Genomic DNA, 15854 nt, shown 5'->3' with positions numbered 1-15854 from the left:
ACTTCTTGCAGCGGGCCTCCCCTGAAAAAGCCTAAAGTTACCGAGATGATCCAGCCCGACGACGACAGCCTGCGTCTGGCGCTGGCCGAGGTGCGCGACTTGCAGCGCACCGTGGTCGTGCTGCGCTCGGAGTTGGAACTGTCCCACAACGAGCGCCAGCATGCGGTGCAGGACGCCTTGTCCTTCGCCCACAGCGAGATCAGCCAATTGCGCGACACCGTCGCCGCCCTGCGCACCAGCCTGGAGCGGCTGACGCAGGAAAAGCTCGACGCGCTGCAACAGGCCAACACCGTGCGCCACGCCGAAATCGCCCAGCTGCACGACACCATACGCGCGCTGCGCGACACGCTGGAGGCGCGCGCATGAGAGATCCCGTCTCCAATTCGAAGCCCGCGATCCGCAGCGTGCCGGCCAAGCCGCCCGTCAAGAGCGAGGCCGCTTCGGCGCAGGCGGTGGCCGGCGCCCAGCGCAAGCGGCTGCGCCAGGTCGAGCTGCTGCTGGAAGTGTCGCGCCGCATGGCCGCCTACGATACGCTGGACGAAATCCTGACCGCGCTGATCGACGTCACCACCGAGGAACTCGATGCCGAGCGCGGCACGCTGTTCCTCAACGACGCCGAAACCGGCGAGCTGTTCTCGCGCGTCGCGCAGGGCAATATCCAGCGCGAGATCCGCTTCCTCAACCACACCGGCATCGCCGGCCACGTGTTCACCACCGGCGAGGCGGTCAGCATCGCCGACGCCTACGCCGATCCGCGCTTCAACCGCTCCATCGACGAGCAGACCGGCTTCGTCACCCGCAACATCCTGTGCGTGCCGATCAAGACCTTCAAGGGCGAGATCATCGGCGTGTCGCAGACGCTCAACAAGCGGCGCGGCAAGTTCACCCGCGCCGACCTGCAACTGCTGGAGGCGCTGACCACGCAGGGCACGCTGGCGCTGCAAAGCGCGCGCTTCCTCGAAAGCATGAAGAAGATCCGCCGCCAGGAGATGGAATTCATCGACGTGGTGTCCGAGGTCACGGCCGATATCAAGCTCGGCTCGCTGCTGCAAAAAGTGATGGGCGAGGCCACGCGCCTGCTCAACGCCGAGCGCTCGACCCTGTTCCTCAACGACGAGAAGACCGGCGAGCTGTGGTCGGAAGTGGGGCAGGGGCTGGAGTCGCTGCAAATCCGCCTGCCCAACACGGCCGGCATCGCCGGCGCCGTCTTCACGACGGGCAAGACCATCAACATCCCGTATGCGTATGCCGACCTGCGTTTCAATCCGGCGTTCGACAAGCGCACCGGCTACTTCACGCGCTCGATCCTGTGCGTACCGATCGTCAACAAGGCCGGCAAGATCATCGGCGTCACGCAAGTGCTCAACAAGCGCGGCGGCCCGTTCACCCACGAGGACGAATCGCGCTTGCGCGCCTTCACCGCGCAAATCTCGATCGCGCTGGAAAACGCCAAGCTGTTCGCCGACGTCCAGCAGATCAAGAACTACAACGAAGCCATGCTGGAGTCGATGTCGAACGGCGTCATCACGCTCGACAGCCAGGAAAAAATCGTCACCTGCAACGCCGCCGGCCTGCGCATCCTGCGCACCGCGACGGACGGCATCGTCGGCCGCTCGGCGGCGGATTTCTTCGGCGCCGCCAACAGCTGGGTGATGGACAAGCTGCGCCACGTCGAGGAAAAACAAACGGCCAAACACCTGATGGACGCCGAGCTGGTGCTGGACGACGCCACGCTGTCGGTCAACTTCAGCGTGCAGCCGCTGCTGTCGATGGAGAAGAAGCGCATCGGCTGGATGCTGATGCTCGAAGATATCTCCAGCGAGAAGCGCTTGCGCTCGACCATGTCGCGCTATATGGACCCCGGCATCGCCGACCAGATGGTGGCCAACGGCGCTGAAATGCTGGGCGGTAAAAACGTGCACGCCACGGTGCTGTTCTCGGACATCCGCAGCTTCACCACCATCACCGAGCAGCTGGGCGCGCAGGGCACGGTCACCTTGCTCAACGAATACTTCACCATGATGGTCGACTGCATCCAGCGTGAAGAGGGCATGCTCGACAAGTTCATCGGCGACGCCATCATGGCCGCCTTCGGCATCCCGGTCGGCCACGACGACGACGCCGACCGCGCGCTGCGCACCGCCATCGCCATGATGAACGAGCTCAGCGCCTGGAACCAGCTGCGCGCGCGCGAGGGCAAGCCGCCGGTGGAGATCGGCATCGGCCTCAACACCGACCAGGTCGTGTCCGGCAACATCGGCTCCAAGAAGCGCATGGACTACACCATCATCGGCGACGGCGTGAACCTGGCGGCGCGGCTGGAATCGGCCTGCAAGCAGTACGGCGCGCACATCCTCATCAGCGAGTTCACCTACCGCGCGCTGCGCGGCACCTACCGCCTGCGCGAAGTCGACATCGTGGTGGTCAAGGGCAAGACCCAGCCGGTCTCGATCTACGAGGTGATGGACTTCCACACCGAGGACAGCTACCCCAGCCTGGTCGAGGCCATGGGCCTGTTCCGCAACGGCGTGCAAAGCTACCGCAAGCGCCACTGGGCCGCCGCCGGCAAGCTGTTCGACGAAGTGCTGGCGCTCAATCCGCACGACAAGGTGGCCGCGCTGTACATCGAGCGCTGCGCCCACATGGCCGCCACGCCGCCGCCCGACGATTGGGACGGCACCTTTGTCATGGAATCGAAGTGAAGATACCCCGCAGCACGCTGGAACAATGGCAGGTCTTGCAGGCGATCGTGGAATGCGGCGGCTACGCGCAGGCGGCCGAGGCGCTGCACCGCAGCCAGTCGTCGGTCAGCTACATGGTGGCCAAGTTGCAGGAGCAGCTGGGCGTGGAGCTGCTGGAAATCGACGGCCGCCGCGCGCGCCTGACGAAAAACGGCGAAGCCCTGCTGGCCAAGGCGCGCGAGCTGCTGGGCGACGCCTTCCAGCTGGAGCAGCTGGCCACCAGCCTGGCCGAAGGCTGGGAGCCGCAGGTCGGCATCGCGGTCGACAGCCTGTTCCCGGTCGAGCTGCTGGTGCAGGTGCTGCGCGCTTTCGAGCCGTGGGCCCGGCACACCCGCGTCAACCTGGAGGAGACCGTGCTGTCCGGCTCCGAGGATGCGCTGCTGGAAAAGCGGGTCGACATCGCCATCGTCAGCCGGGTGCCGCCCGGTTTCCTGGGCGATGTGCTGATGGATATCGAATTCGTCGCCGTAGCCCATCCCTGCCACCCGCTGCACGCGCTGGGCCGCGAGCTGGAAGTGGACGACCTGAGCCGCAACCTGCACATCGTGGTGCGCGATTCCGGCACCCTGAACCCGCGCGACCATGGCTGGCTCAGCAGCAACCAGCGCTGGAGCGTCACCAGCCCGCACACGCGGCTGGAGATGATCTGCAGCGGCCTGGGCTTCGGCTGGCTGCCCGAGCACAAGATACAGACCCAGCTGGAGCAGGGCTTGCTCAAGCCGCTGCCGCTGCGGGTGGGGCAGCGCCGCAAGCTGTCGCTGTCGCTGATCGTCGCCAACCCGGAGGTGGCCGGCCCCGCGACCTGCCGCCTGGCCAACCTGATCCGCACGGTCGTCAAGGATGGCATCGTGCACCGGCCCTTGTGCGAATGAGCTGTAATTGAGAATTGTTCGCATCTGCCATGAAACTTTTAGTATAATCGGCGTCCTCTTTTGATGCCGAGTCCAATGTCCACCGCCCACCACCCAGCTCATCGACCGCCGCGCAGCCTGCGCCAGACCATCCGTCCGGGCGTGTTGTGGCTGCATCGCTGGCTGGGGCTGACGCTGGGCCTGGTGTTGGTGTTGGCCGGCCTGAGCGGCAGCTTGCTGGTGTTCCATCACGAGCTCGACGCCGAGCTCAATCCCAGGCTGATGCACAACGCCGTGCCCTGCGTCGCGCCGCTGGATGTGGCGGGCGTGGTCGCCAGCTTGCAGCGCGTGTGGCCGCAGGCCAGGGTCAGCTCGGTGTATCTGCCCAGCCATGCCGGCGCCAGCTACGGCCTGTATTTCAAATCGCCCGGCGTGGCCGACAACGAGGCCATGCTGGACTCGTGCAGTGGCGCCTTGCTGGGCAGCCGCGACCGCGAAGAAGTCGGCCTTGACGCCGCGCATCTGGTGCCGACCTTGCTGCGCTGGCACGACAGCCTGTTGCAAGGCAAGACCGGCCGCGCCGCGCTGGGCTGGCTGGCGCTGGCCTGGGTGGCCTTGCTGATCGCCGGCCTGCTGCTGGCCTGGCCGACCCCGAATTCCACCCCGGGCTGGAAGCGGGCCTTGCGCGTCAACTGGCGCCAGAACGCCTATCGCAGCCATTTCGACCTGCACCGCTCGGCGGGCCTGCTGGCGATCGTGCTGATGCTGGTGGTCGCCGCCACCGGTTTCTACAACGGCTTGCCGGAGCTGGGGCGGGCGCTGGTGGGGCAGCTGACGCCGGTCAGCGCCGCCCATCGCGGCATCGCCATGCCGGCCGTGCAAAAAGGCGTAGCCACGATCTCCTGGAACGACGCCAGGGCCATCGCCGAACAGCACCTGAGCGACGGCGCCGTGCTGCTGGCGCTGCAACGCTTGCCCGATCGCGGCCTGTATCAGGTTCGCCTGCGCCGCGCCGACGACTGGCAGCGCACCGGCACCTTGCGCCTGTTGATCGATATCCGCAGCGGCGCCGTGATTGAAACAGTTAATCCCCTGGCCGGCACCGGCGGCGACCGCTTCCTGGCGTCTTTATTCCCGCTGCATTCAGGCCAATTCGGCGGCGCCATAGGCCGCTGGCTTATGGTGATTGCCGGTTTGCTGCCTGCCTTATTCTTTATAACGGGCCTTTCCACCTGGGTATTGCGCCGCCGTCGTAAAAACGTCTGATACGCGCTTCGTTTGAACAACAGTGGTGGAAATTATTCGTTTTTATCGCTATATTGGTATTTGTCACATATATCTCTGGAGAATCAGCGCAAAGTTATGGTAAATTGCGCTAATCAATTCTCACACATTGTCACCAGTGGTTTTTTTTAGTATCTAACCCGCCGATAAGAAGGAAATAAGATGACGACTTACCAGGAATACAAAGCAAAGATCGCCGAACTGGAAAACTTGGCCGAAAGCGCCCGTAAAAATGAAATCGCGCAGGCCAAAGAGAAAGTCACGGCCATCATGCGTGAATACGGCCTGACCGTGGCGGATCTGGGCGGCGTAGCCAAGGTGAAGACGGTCAAAACCCGTGCACCAGTGCCGACCAAGTACCGTGACGATGCCACCGGCCAGACCTGGACCGGCCGTGGCCGCGCTCCGAAATGGCTGGAAGGCAAGGACAAAGAGCAGTATCTGATTAAGTAAGCTTAGTCGGCAAGCTCGCTGCAAGGCCGGGGTGTGCGGGTTTATATTTTTTATAAACCCCGGCCCCGGCTTTTCTCTTTTGGGACGCGATCCATGATGCGCCGTGCCGCAGTATTATTCTCCGTCTTAATTTCCATCCTTACTCCCGCTGCGCACGCCGCCGACAGCTTATTAAGCCCGGACCGTGTCTGGACCGGCGAGGGCCGCGCGCACGACAATTGGTCGGTGCTTATCGTGCAGGGCAAGATCGCCGCGCTCGGTCCCAGCGAAAAAATGAATGTCCCGGCCGGCGCCGAGCGTATCCGCCTGCCCGGCGCCACGCTGATCCCGGGATTAATGGATCTGCATTCCCATGTGCTGCTGCATCCATATAACGAAGCCTCGTGGGACGACCAGGTCTTAAAGGAGTCGGTGGAATACCGCACCTTGCTGGCCGGGCGCCACGCCGCCGCCACATTACAAGCCGGCTTTACCACGCTGCGCGATCTGGGCACCGAAGGCGCCTTGTACGCCGACGTGGCGATTAAAAAAGCGATAGAGGATGGAGTTATTCCCGGTCCGCGTTTATTCATCGCCACCCGCGCGATCGTCGCCACCGGCAGCTACGGCCCGTCACCGCGTGGCTACCGTGCGGATGTGGATTTGCCCACGGGCGCGCAGGAAGCGAGCGGCGTCGACGAGGTCACGCGCGTGGTGTGCGAGCAGGGCGCGCGCGGCGCCGACTGGATCAAGGTCTACGCCGACTACCGCACCGGCGCCGACGGCGGCGCCCACGCCACCTTCGCGCAGGCTGAACTCAATGCGCTGGTGGCCGCCGCCCACGAATCGGGCCGCAAGGTTGCCGCGCATGCAAGCACAGACGAAGGCATGCGCCGCGCCACGCTGGCCGGCGTCGACAGCATCGAGCACGGCTACGGCGGCAGCGAGGCCACCTTCCGCCTGATGGCCGAGCGCCACGTCGCTTATTTCCCGACCTTGACGGCGCCCGAGGCAACCAGCGAATACTTCCAGAAATACCAGCGCGGCGGGCCGCCGACGCCGTCCATGCAAGCCGCCGCGCGCGCCTTCCAGCTGGCGCGCAAGCTGGGCGTGGTCATCGGCAACGGCAGCGACGTCGGCGTGTTCGCGCACGGCGACAACGCGCGCGAGCTGGAGTGGATGGTCAAGCTGGGGATGACGCCGACCGAGGCGCTGCAGGCGGCCACCGTGGTCAACGCGGCGGTGCTGGAGCGTGGCGCCTCGCTGGGCCAGGTCCGCGTCGGCTATCTGGCCGATCTGGTGGCGGTGCAGGGCGACCCGACCCAGGACATCACGGCGCTGCGCAGCGTTGCTTTTGTGATGAAAGGCGGCCAGATTTTCCGCCGACCTTAAGGAAGTCGTAAGGTTAGTGCTGTCTGTCTAGGACGGACGCGGCCATTTCATGCGATGATGGCGGAATGTCATCAATTCCTCTTTTTCCGCTCAATACCATCCTGTTTCCGGACGGGCATTTGCCCTTGCAGGTGTTTGAAGTGCGCTACCTGGATCTGGTCAAGCGCTGCATCGCCCGCGGCGAAGAATTCGGCGTCGTTCCGCTGCTGGACGGCAGCGAAACCCGCGTGCCCGACCAGCACGAAACCCTGTCCGACGCCGGCACCATGGCGCGCATCATCGATTGGACCGCGCCCTTGCCGGGTCTGCTGCAGATCTCCTGCATCGGCACCACGCGCTTCCAGATCAAATCCGCCGAGCAGCTCAAGCATGGCTTGTGGATGGCCGAGGTCGAGGAAGTCGCCGAAGACATGGTGGTGCCGATTCCCAGCGAGCAGCAGGACGTCGCCAACGCGCTGGGCTCCCTGATACGCTCGCTGCAAAAGAAGCAGATCTCCACCGCCAACATGCCGCTGTCGCCGCCGTACCGGCTGGACGAAGCCGGCTGGGTCGCGAACCGCTGGTGCGAGCTGCTGCGGCTGGACGTGGAAGAGAAGCAGCGCCTGCTGTTGCAGGAGAATCCGGTGCTGCGCCTGGAGCTGATCCAGGACGTGCTGAGCGAGAACGGCCTGCTCGACTAGGCCTGGCTCCACGCGCGCGCGCCGCGCTGGCTCTGTCGGCCCGTCGGCGCCGCTGCTACACTGGCTCCATCATTCACGCCGCCCGCCCAGCCATGTACCTGCAACCCGCTTTTGCCGAAGACCGCCTTGAAGTCCGCCATGGCCTGATGCACGCCTATCCCTTGGCCACGCTGATCGTCGTCGATGCCGACGGCGTCAGCGCCGACCTGATTCCCTTCATGCTGTACCCCGGCGAAGGTAGCAGCGGCCTGGGCGTGCTGCGCGCCCACGTGGCGCGCGCCAATCCGTTGTGGCAAAGGCTGGAAGCGGGGGCGCAATGCCTGGTGGTGTTCCAGGGGCCGGAAGCCTACATCAGCCCGAGCTGGTATGAAACCAAGCGCACCACGCACAAGGTGGTGCCGACCTGGAACTACGCGATGGTGCAGGCGCGTGGCGTGGCCAAGGTGGTGGACGATCCGTTCTGGCTGCGCCGCCTGCTGGACCACCTGACCAACAAGCACGAAAACGGCCTGCCGCAGCCGTGGGAACTGGACGACGCGCCCATCGACTTCATGGCCGCGACGATGAAGGCCATCATCGGCATCGAGATCCCGATCGACAGCCTGGTGGGCAAATGGAAGGTCAGCCAGAACCGCAGCGGCGCCGACCAGCGCGGCGTGGTGGCCGGCTTGCAGGACGCCGCAATGGCCGAGCTGGTGGCGCAACGCCTCAAGCCGGAATAAGCGACCGGGCTAGCCGGCGTGCGCCTCGCTGGCGTCGTCCAGCGCATGCACGCGCATCGACCACGTCACGCCGGCCACCAGTAGCAGCATGGCGGCGATCTCCAGAGCGCGCGGCAGCTGCTGCTTGTAGATGCAGCCATACATCAGCGCGAACAGGGTTTCGAACAGGATCAGCTGGCCGGACAAGGTCAGCGGCACCTTGCGGCTGGCGATATTCCACAGGTGGTTGCCGATCACCGACGCGCCCAGGGCCAGCAGCGCATTGACGATCCAGAACAGCGTCCGATCGCGGCCGCTGGCCACGGCGCCGGCGCCGGTCACCTCGGCATGGAACAGCGCCAGCCCCGCCAGCGCGATCGCCAGCGCGATCAGGCCGCTCGACAGGCCGTACAGGGCCGACCACTCGCCGCTGCTGAAATGCGGATTGCGCTTCAGGTAGCGCACATTGTCCACCGAATACCAGGTCCAGCACAGCAGCGCGCCGGCCGCGCACAGCACGCCGAGGAGCTTGTCGGCCAGCGGCGCGCCGTTGCCGGTGTCATGGGTGAAGACGTCGATATTGATGCAGGCGATGCCGGCCGCCACCAGCAGCAGCGGCAGCATCAGCTGCCTGAGCGGCACCGAGCCGTGGTCCTTCTGGCCGACCAGCGTGACCGAAATCGGCAGCACGCCGATGATCAGCGAAGTGGCCGCCACGCCGGCGAACTTGACGCCCAGCGCAAGCAGCATGTAGTAGACGATGTTGCCGGCCAGCGCATGTTTGATCATCGCGATCACATCGCCCCGGTCGAGGCGGCGCAGCAGCGCCGGCAGGCGGCGCGCCATCAGGGCGCCGGCGATCAGGCCGTAGGCGATGTAGCGCCCGCAGGCCATCTCCAGCGGCGTGAACGCCGTCAGCAATTCCGGCACGATGAACACCATGCCCCACATGGCGCCCGCCAGCAAACCGCACAACACGCCGTGCCACATGGTCGAACTCCTCAGTAGGTTGTGCACAGCCACCACACGGCGGCCAGCGCGGACAGGTTCAGCGCCACGCTGCACCAGTAGGCGATCTGGAATGAAGTCTTGACCGTCTTGTGGCGCAGCCAGCGCTGCGCCAGCAGGCCGCCGGGCCAGCCGCAGGCCAGGCCCCACAGCAGCAGCGTGCTTTCCGGCGTGCGCTGGCGGCCCTTGACGGCGGCCGACTTGTCGGTCGCGTAGGCGATGAAGCAGATGGTGCTGGCGACGCCGTACACCGCCGCCAGCCACAGCAGCGCAAGCTGCGAGGGCAGGGCGTCCGGCGTCACCGGGTTCAGAAGTAGCTCAGGCCGAGGGCGGCCTTGACTTCGTCGGCGGTGCGGGCGGCCACTTCGCGCGCGTGCATCGTGCCTTCCTTCAGCATCTGCATGATGTAGCCCTTGTCCTGCGCCAGCGCCTCGCGGCGGGCGCGGATCGGCGCCAGCATCTCCTGCAGCACCACTTCCAGGCGCTTCTTGACGATCGAGTCGCCCAGGCCGCCGCGCACGTAATGCGCCTTCATTTCGGCCAGCTTGTCCTGCTCGGGATCGAAGGCGTCCAGGTAGATGAAGGCGACGTTGCCCTCCAGGTGGCCAGGATCTTCCACGCGCAGGTGCAGCGGATCGGTATACACCTTTTTCACGGCGGCGGTGATCTCGGCCGCGGTGGCGCCCAGATTGATCGTGTTGCCCAGCGATTTGCTCATCTTGGCCTTGCCGTCGGTGCCCGGCAGGCGGCCGATTTCCGGCACCAGCGCCTTGCACTCGACCAGGATGTCCTGGTTGACCAGGCGGTTGAAGCGGCGCACGATTTCATTGGTCTGCTCGATCATCGGGATCTGGTCCTCGCCGACCGGCACGATGGAAGCCTTGAACGCCGAGATGTCGGCCGCCTGCGAGGCCGGGTAGGTCAGGAAGCCGGCCGGGATGTCGCGCTCGAAGCCGCGCAGCGCGATCTCGGTCTTGACGGTCGGGTTGCGCTCCAGGCGCGCCACGGTCACCAGGTTCAGGTAGTAGAAGGTCAGCTCGGCCAGTTCAGGGATCTGCGACTGGATCAGGATGGTCGACTTGGCCGGGTCGATGCCGACCGCCAGGTAGTCCAGCGCCACTTCGACCACGTTGCGGTGCACCTTGTTGGTGTCGTCCATATTGTCGGTCAGGGCCTGGGCGTCGGCCAGCATGATGAACTGCTTGTATTCGTGCTGATAGGCCACGCGGTTGCGCAGGCTGCCGACGAAGTGGCCGAGGTGCAGCGGGCCGGTCGGGCGGTCGCCGGTCAGGATCACGGTCGGGCCTTTGGACGCGGTTGGCGCGGTGGCGATTACTTCGGCTTGTTCGGTCAGGCTCATCAGGGGTTCCTTTACGTTGCCCCGGTCCGGCGCGACGAATATAAAAAACGCCACCAGAAAAGGGCGGCGTTGATAAAAATATCACATCACTATGGGTAGACAGTGGCCGCGCGCTAGGAGCGGCGCCAAATCAGGCAGGCGTGAAGTGTAGTAAAAAATTTCATGCGCGTATGGTTGCAGCTCAGCGGCGGTCTGTCAAGGTGTGAGGCGCAGCAAGGCACGACGGGGAAATCGGAACTAGATTGATTACTCGCGGTCCAATCCAAAGGAGACTAAAATGCCTGATATCTTCGATACTGTGATGTTTATGGATACCTTGATTGAAGGTGGCATGCCCGAGAAGCAGGCCAAGGCAATGGCTTCGGCGATGGTTCAGCTGATCGACAGCCAACTGGTGACTAAAAACTTTCTCGACATGCGCCTGGCCCAGCTTAAGTCTGAGTTGATACAGTGGATGGTCGGCGTGATTGTCGTGCAAACCGGGCTGACCGCCGTGCTCTTCAAGCTCATGCATTAATCTAAACGATAAGGTAGTATTGCCGATCCTGAGCAATACCCCTTACCGGAGCCGATATGCGTGACCTTGCAGTTGCAGTGCTTTCCACCCTGATGGTCAACGCCGCAACGGCGCAAACGTCCACGCCGCCGATGGCGCCCGACATCCCCGCCAAGTTCGACACCGCCGTCCCCAACGCCGACTACGTCAAGCGCGAGGTGATGATCCCGATGCGCGACGGCGTCAAGCTGCACACCGTGCTGGTCATCCCCAAGGGCGCCGCGCGCGCGCCGATGGTGCTCAGCCGCACCCCCTACAACGCCAGCGGCCGCGCCCAGCGCAACGTCAGCCCCAGCGTGCTGGCCACCGTCGGCCAGGGCGACGAAGTGATGATGGAGAACGGTTACATCCGCGTCTACCAGGACGTGCGCGGCAAATACGGCTCCGAAGGCGAGTACGTGATGACCCGCCCGGTCAAGGGCGCGCTCAACAACACCCGCACCGACCACTCCACCGACGCCTGGGACACCATCGACTGGCTGGTCAAGAACACCCCCGAAAGCAACGGCAACGTCGGCATGATAGGCTCGTCCTACGAAGGCTTCACGGTGCTGATGGCGCTGGTCGATCCGCACCCGGCGCTCAAGGTCGCGGTGCCGATGAGCCCCATGGTCGACGGCTGGCGCGGCGACGACTGGTTCCACAACGGAGCCTTCCGCCTGCCCAACCTGAGCTACATCGCCGGCCAGACCGCCGCCAAGGGCAGCGGCAAGACGCTGGCCACCGGCGTCTACGACGACTACGAAGGCGCGCTGCGCGGCGGCTCCACGGCCGATTACGCCAAGCAGTTCGGCCTGGATCAACTCAACTTCACCCGCAAGCTGTTCGAGCATCCCGCCTACGACGGCTACTGGCAGCAGCAGGCGCTGGACAAGATCCTGGCCAAGCGCCAGATGAAGGTGCCGACCATGACCGTGGTCGGCTACTGGGACCAGGAAGACATCTACGGCGCCTACGCCTTCTACTCGGCGGTGGAACCGCAGGACACGGCCAACAACAAGAACTTCCTGGTGGTGGGGCCGTGGCGCCACAGCGGCGTCAATTACGAGGGTTCCAGCCTGGGCGCGTTCAAGTTCACCGGCGACACCGCGCTGGAATTCCGCCGCGACGTGATGCAGCCTTTCCTCGACCAATACCTGAAGGACGGCGCGCCGGCCGCCGACACGCCGCCGGTGCTGTTCTACCAGACTGGTGTCAATCGCTGGCAGCGTTTGCCGCGCTGGCCGCTGGCCTGCGAGGCCGGCTGCCCGGCGCCGCTCAAGCCGATCTACCTGAAACCGGACTTCAAGCTCGACTTCGACGCGCCGCAACAGGACGCCGGCTACGACGAATACGTGTCCGACCCGGCCAAGCCGGTGCCGTTCGTGCCGCGCCCGGTGCACATGAGCGACGCCAACGTGTGGCGTCCGTGGCTGGTCAGCGACCAGCGCGGCGTCTCCGACCGCACCGATGTGCTGAGCTACGTCAGCGAGCCGCTCAAGGCGCGCCTGCAGATCGCCGGTGCCGCCATGGTCAACCTGTACGCCTCGACCACCGGCACCGACACCGACTGGGTGGTCAAGCTGATCGACGTCTACCCGGACGAGGTGCCGTCGCAGCCGGAGCTGGGCGGCTACCAGTTGGGCATCGCGATGGACATCTTCCGCGGTCGCTACCGCAACAGCTTCGAGCAGCCGTCGCCGGTCACGCCGGGCGCGGTGGAGAAATACCGCTTCGCGCTGCCGAACGCCAACCATGTGTTCCTGCCGGGCCACCGGGTGATGGTGCAGATCCAGTCCAGCTGGTTCCCGCTGTACGACCGCAACCCGCAGACCTACGTGCCGAACATCTTCTACGCCAAGCCGGCCGACTACAGGAAGGCGACGCTGCGCGTCTACCACGCCGGCGCCGAGAGCAGCGCCTTGGAACTGCCGGTGGTGGAGGGGAAATAAACTAAACGGAATAAACCGTTTAGCCTAGCGGGGGCGGACGCTGTCGGTCAGCACGTCCGAGTGGAAATAGCTGCGGTAGCCGTCCATCACCTGGTTCGACCTGCCTATCTTTTCCAGCATGTCGACCAGCACCCGCTGGTCTTGCGGCTTGAGCGCGCGCGACACGTAGGCGCCGCTCTCGTGCCATGGCAATTCCGGTATGGGCTCCATGCGCAGCTTTTCCTGCATGCCGTTGACGCGCTGGTCGCGCCGGATCGCGCCGGCCATCAAGGTCGGCCCCATGATGGTGACGTCGGCCGAGCCGGCGTTGAGCAGGCGCGCCACCGCCACCACATCGACCTCGGTGAACAAGCGGCCCTGTTTGGCCAGCTCGTTGACCAGCGCCGTATATTGCTCCCCATAGTCGAAGCCGCGCACCACCGCCACGCGCAGCTCGCGCCGCTCCAGCAGGTTTTTCGCGCTGGTGATCGGTGCCCGTTGGCCCGCCACGGAGATCAGCATGGCGCGATGGCCTATCATCGGCACGAAGGTGCCGAGCAGGTCGCGCGACGGCGTGCGCGACGCCGGCACCAGCAGGTCCGCCTTGCCGTCCTTGTACATGGCCACCTGGCGCGCGCGCGGCACCAGCGTGAAGACGAAATTGCAGCCGTTTTTTGCGCCCATGGCGCGCAACAGGTCCGGATAGATGCCGCCGATGTTCGCCCCCTCGACCTGGACGCTGGCGCCGCTGGCCGACACCGGCACGGCGATATCGCGCGAGCACTCGGCGGCGGCGCCGGCCTGCATCGCGCCGGCCGCCAGCAGCATGGCGAAGCTGCGCCCGCTCATGGTTTGGCGGCCTGCATGTGGTGCTGGCGGAAGAAGCGCTGTGCCACCAGGATGGCCAGCGCCTGCATCACCGCGCACAGGTAGAAGGTGCTGCCGATGCGCCAGTCGTTGGCCGGCAGGTGGCCCACTTCCGCCAGGATGGCGGTGCCCAGCAGCGGCATGAAGATCACGCCCAGGCTGGAGATCGATTGCAAAGAGCCCATCAATTCCCCCTGTTCGTTGGGCGGCGTGGATTTCGAGATGATGCCCTGCAGCGCGGGACCGACCGCGAACGACAGCACGTTGCAGATGATGAGCACATACATCATCCAGCCCTGCGTGGCCAGGCCGTACAGCAGGTAGGTCAGGCCGCCCGAGCACATGCCCAGCAACGACAGGCGCACTTCGCCGAAGCGCTTGATCAGGATGCCCAGCAGGCCGGCCTGCACCACGGCCGCCATCAGGCCGACGCAGAACATCGCCGCGCCGTTCTGCCCCGGCGTCCAGTCGAAGCGGAAGTTGGTGTACAGCACCCAGGTCGTTTGCAGCATCATCTGCGCGCCGGTGACCAGCGCGAAGGTCACCACCAGGCCGCGGATGTCGGTGCGGCGCGCCAGCTTGAACAGGGCCGACAGGGGATTGATCTTGGTCAGGCTGAAGGCCGAACGGCGCTCCGCCGGCAGCGATTCCGGCACCACGAAATAGCCGTAGACGAAATTGGCGGCCGACAGCGCGCCCGCCACATAGAACGGCAGGTGCAGGTTGACGTTGCCCAGCAGGCCGCCGAGCATGGGGCCGCAGATGAAGCCCAGGCCGAACGCGGCGCCGACCTTGCCGAAGCTCTTGGCGCGGTTGTCCGGCGTCGACACGTCGGACGCGTAGGCCGAAGCGACCGACATGCTGGCCGACGACATGCCGCCCACCACGCGGCCGATGAACAGGCAGGCCAGGTTGGGCGCCCACGCCGTCGACAGGAAGTTGATGCACATGCCGGCCATCGAATACAGCAGCACCGGCCGGCGGCCGATACGGTCGCTGACGGCGCCCAGCATCGGCATGAAGATGAACTGCATCAGGCCGAACACCGCGCTCATGATGCCGAACCAGTGGGTCTGGTTTTCGCGCGAGCCGGCAAACTCGCCGATCAGCATCGGCAGCACCGGCACGATCAGGCCGATGCCCAGCATATCGATGAACACGCAGATCAGGATGAAGTTCAGGTTGGCCGCCGGCGCGGCGGCCGGCAGGGCGGTGGTGGCGGAATCGGGTGGCGTCATGTGGTCGGCAAGCAGTGAGTCAGGGCGAGGTCAGGGCGCCGTCGGGCTCGATGCCCACTCGGCGATGAAGCTGTCGCGGAAGGCGGTCAGCTCGTTGAGGCGGCTTTGCGCCAGGCGCCGGCCGGCGGCCGTCTGCATCTTGCCGGGCAGGGTGGCCAGCTTGGTGTCGATATGGTCGAGCGCATAGGCTTTTTCATCAAGCTCGCGGTGCAGCGCCATCGGATCGTCGGCGTGCGCCAGCGCGGTGCCCATGCGGCCGGCCGTGTAGAACAGCCGCGCCAGGCCGACCGCGCCGAGCGCGTCGAGGCGGTCGGCGTCCTGCACGATCTTGGCTTCGATGGTCTCGGCGCGGATGGCGGCGGAAAAACTGTGGCTCTCGATCGCATGCGCGACGGCGCCCAGTTTATTGGGCGGGAAATCGAGTTCGGCCAGCTGGCGGCTGGCCAGCAGCGCCGCCTTGCGCGAGGCCAGGTGGCGTTCGGGATCGTTCTTGGGCAGGTTGACCAGGTCGTGCAGATAACAGCCGGCCAGCACGACCAGCGCGTCGGCCTCGGGATAATCGTCCAGCAGCAGGGTGGCGTTGCGCCAGACCCGGTGCAGGTGGTTGCTATCGTGCGCTCCATCGACTCCGGCGGCGGCACTGGCCAGGCGGACCAGGCGCGGGTGCCAGCTGTTGAGCAAGCTGTTCATTCTTCTCCCGTGTTGTCTTCGGCGTTAGTTTTTCAGATCATACAGCCTGATTCAGCCCTTGTGCAGGGTATGCGGGCGGCGATCAATAATTGTTTGCTTGCCAAGTACGACGAGATTGTATAAAATACAATTATATTTGATAAT

At 65.1% G+C, this 15854-nt stretch carries 16 protein-coding genes; 10 read left to right on the top strand and 6 right to left on the bottom strand.

Annotated elements, in window-relative coordinates:
- Window positions 1-45 precede the first annotated feature (45 nt).
- From KVP70_RS16620 to KVP70_RS16585, 8 genes are all read left to right on the top strand, one after another.
- Complete coding sequence (locus KVP70_RS16620; protein ID WP_217943324.1) at window positions 46-366, top strand: hypothetical protein; 321 nt, start codon at window positions 46-48, stop codon at window positions 364-366.
- Window positions 363-2702: an adenylate/guanylate cyclase domain-containing protein gene (locus KVP70_RS16615; protein ID WP_217943323.1), complete on the top strand. Its 2340-nt coding sequence runs from the start codon at window positions 363-365 to the stop codon at window positions 2700-2702. Before KVP70_RS16620 ends, KVP70_RS16615 begins: the two co-directional genes overlap by 4 nt.
- Window positions 2699-3613, top strand: a complete 915-nt coding sequence (locus tag KVP70_RS16610; protein WP_217943322.1) for a LysR family transcriptional regulator — start codon at window positions 2699-2701, stop codon at window positions 3611-3613. Before KVP70_RS16615 ends, KVP70_RS16610 begins: the two co-directional genes overlap by 4 nt.
- Window positions 3614-3688: 75 nt before the next feature.
- A complete protein-coding gene (locus tag KVP70_RS16605; protein ID WP_217943321.1) occupies window positions 3689-4858 on the top strand; it encodes a PepSY-associated TM helix domain-containing protein in 1170 nt (389 codons plus the stop codon).
- 180 nt (window positions 4859-5038) lie between these two features.
- On the top strand, window positions 5039-5329 hold the full coding sequence (locus KVP70_RS16600) for an H-NS histone family protein (RefSeq protein ID WP_008447725.1): 291 nt from the start codon (window positions 5039-5041) through the stop codon (window positions 5327-5329).
- 93 nt (window positions 5330-5422) lie between these two features.
- Window positions 5423-6700, top strand: coding sequence for a metal-dependent hydrolase family protein (locus tag KVP70_RS16595; protein ID WP_217943320.1), 1278 nt, complete (start codon window positions 5423-5425; stop codon window positions 6698-6700).
- A gap of 65 nt (window positions 6701-6765) precedes the next feature.
- Window positions 6766-7380: an LON peptidase substrate-binding domain-containing protein gene (locus KVP70_RS16590; protein ID WP_217943319.1), complete on the top strand. Its 615-nt coding sequence runs from the start codon at window positions 6766-6768 to the stop codon at window positions 7378-7380.
- 92 nt (window positions 7381-7472) lie between these two features.
- A complete protein-coding gene (locus KVP70_RS16585) occupies window positions 7473-8102 on the top strand; it encodes an FMN-binding negative transcriptional regulator (RefSeq protein ID WP_217943318.1) in 630 nt (209 codons plus the stop codon).
- A gap of 9 nt (window positions 8103-8111) precedes the next feature.
- On the opposite strand, the gene KVP70_RS16580 is transcribed toward KVP70_RS16585, so the two are convergent.
- From KVP70_RS16580 to trpS, 3 genes are read right to left on the bottom strand one after another with little or no spacing between them, the layout of a single operon-like run.
- Window positions 8112-9071 carry a DMT family transporter gene (locus KVP70_RS16580; protein ID WP_217943317.1) on the bottom strand — a complete coding sequence of 320 codons (960 nt, stop codon included), beginning with the start codon at window positions 9069-9071 and terminating at the stop codon, window positions 8112-8114.
- 11 nt (window positions 9072-9082) lie between these two features.
- Complete coding sequence (locus KVP70_RS16575) at window positions 9083-9391, bottom strand: DUF1294 domain-containing protein (protein WP_217943316.1); 309 nt, start codon at window positions 9389-9391, stop codon at window positions 9083-9085.
- Window positions 9392-9396: 5 nt separating this feature from the next.
- Window positions 9397-10449, bottom strand: coding sequence for a tryptophan--tRNA ligase (trpS, locus tag KVP70_RS16570; RefSeq protein WP_217943315.1), 1053 nt, complete (start codon window positions 10447-10449; stop codon window positions 9397-9399).
- 277 nt (window positions 10450-10726) lie between these two features.
- Between trpS and KVP70_RS16565 the strand changes: the two genes are divergently transcribed.
- Window positions 10727-10966, top strand: a complete 240-nt coding sequence (locus tag KVP70_RS16565) for a CCDC90 family protein (RefSeq protein WP_217943314.1) — start codon at window positions 10727-10729, stop codon at window positions 10964-10966.
- A gap of 56 nt (window positions 10967-11022) precedes the next feature.
- A complete protein-coding gene (locus tag KVP70_RS16560; protein WP_217943313.1) occupies window positions 11023-12936 on the top strand; it encodes a CocE/NonD family hydrolase in 1914 nt (637 codons plus the stop codon).
- 24 nt (window positions 12937-12960) lie between these two features.
- On the opposite strand, the gene KVP70_RS16555 is transcribed toward KVP70_RS16560, so the two are convergent.
- The 3 genes from KVP70_RS16555 to KVP70_RS16545 are packed head-to-tail and all read right to left on the bottom strand — an operon-like array spanning window position 12961 to window position 15710.
- Entirely contained in the window at window positions 12961-13764 is an 804-nt protein-coding gene (locus tag KVP70_RS16555) for a substrate-binding periplasmic protein (RefSeq protein ID WP_217943312.1), read from the bottom strand.
- Window positions 13761-15020, bottom strand: coding sequence for a TCR/Tet family MFS transporter (locus KVP70_RS16550; RefSeq protein ID WP_217943311.1), 1260 nt, complete (start codon window positions 15018-15020; stop codon window positions 13761-13763). The genes KVP70_RS16555 and KVP70_RS16550 overlap by 4 nt, the downstream gene beginning before the upstream one ends.
- Before the next feature lie 30 nt (window positions 15021-15050).
- Complete coding sequence (locus tag KVP70_RS16545) at window positions 15051-15710, bottom strand: HD domain-containing protein (RefSeq protein WP_217943310.1); 660 nt, start codon at window positions 15708-15710, stop codon at window positions 15051-15053.
- Window positions 15711-15854 lie beyond the last annotated feature (144 nt).

The sequence above is a fragment of the Duganella violaceipulchra genome (assembly GCF_019166075.1).
GTDB lineage: Bacteria > Pseudomonadota > Gammaproteobacteria > Burkholderiales > Burkholderiaceae_D > Rugamonas > Rugamonas violaceipulchra.
Note: the sequence above shows the minus strand (reverse complement) of the source record. Positions and strands in the feature narration are given on the sequence as shown.

Bases quoted from the DNA above. Each gene is read 5' to 3' on its own strand.
- KVP70_RS16620 (WP_217943324.1), top strand. From the start codon at position 46: ATGATCCAGCCCGACGACGACAGCCTGCGTCTGGCGCTGGCCGAGGTG.
- KVP70_RS16615 (WP_217943323.1), top strand. From the start codon at position 363: ATGAGAGATCCCGTCTCCAATTCGAAGCCCGCGATCCGCAGCGTGCCG.
- KVP70_RS16605 (WP_217943321.1), top strand. From the start codon at position 3,689: ATGTCCACCGCCCACCACCCAGCTCATCGACCGCCGCGCAGCCTGCGC.
- KVP70_RS16600 (WP_008447725.1), top strand. From the start codon at position 5,039: ATGACGACTTACCAGGAATACAAAGCAAAGATCGCCGAACTGGAAAAC.
- KVP70_RS16595 (WP_217943320.1), top strand. From the start codon at position 5,423: ATGATGCGCCGTGCCGCAGTATTATTCTCCGTCTTAATTTCCATCCTT.
- KVP70_RS16590 (WP_217943319.1), top strand. From the start codon at position 6,766: ATGTCATCAATTCCTCTTTTTCCGCTCAATACCATCCTGTTTCCGGAC.
- KVP70_RS16585 (WP_217943318.1), top strand. From the start codon at position 7,473: ATGTACCTGCAACCCGCTTTTGCCGAAGACCGCCTTGAAGTCCGCCAT.
- KVP70_RS16580 (WP_217943317.1), bottom strand. From the start codon at position 9,071: ATGTGGCACGGCGTGTTGTGCGGTTTGCTGGCGGGCGCCATGTGGGGC.
- trpS (WP_217943315.1), bottom strand. From the start codon at position 10,449: ATGAGCCTGACCGAACAAGCCGAAGTAATCGCCACCGCGCCAACCGCG.
- KVP70_RS16565 (WP_217943314.1), top strand. From the start codon at position 10,727: ATGCCTGATATCTTCGATACTGTGATGTTTATGGATACCTTGATTGAA.
- KVP70_RS16560 (WP_217943313.1), top strand. From the start codon at position 11,023: ATGCGTGACCTTGCAGTTGCAGTGCTTTCCACCCTGATGGTCAACGCC.
- KVP70_RS16555 (WP_217943312.1), bottom strand. From the start codon at position 13,764: ATGAGCGGGCGCAGCTTCGCCATGCTGCTGGCGGCCGGCGCGATGCAG.
- KVP70_RS16550 (WP_217943311.1), bottom strand. From the start codon at position 15,020: ATGACGCCACCCGATTCCGCCACCACCGCCCTGCCGGCCGCCGCGCCG.
- KVP70_RS16545 (WP_217943310.1), bottom strand. From the start codon at position 15,710: ATGAACAGCTTGCTCAACAGCTGGCACCCGCGCCTGGTCCGCCTGGCC.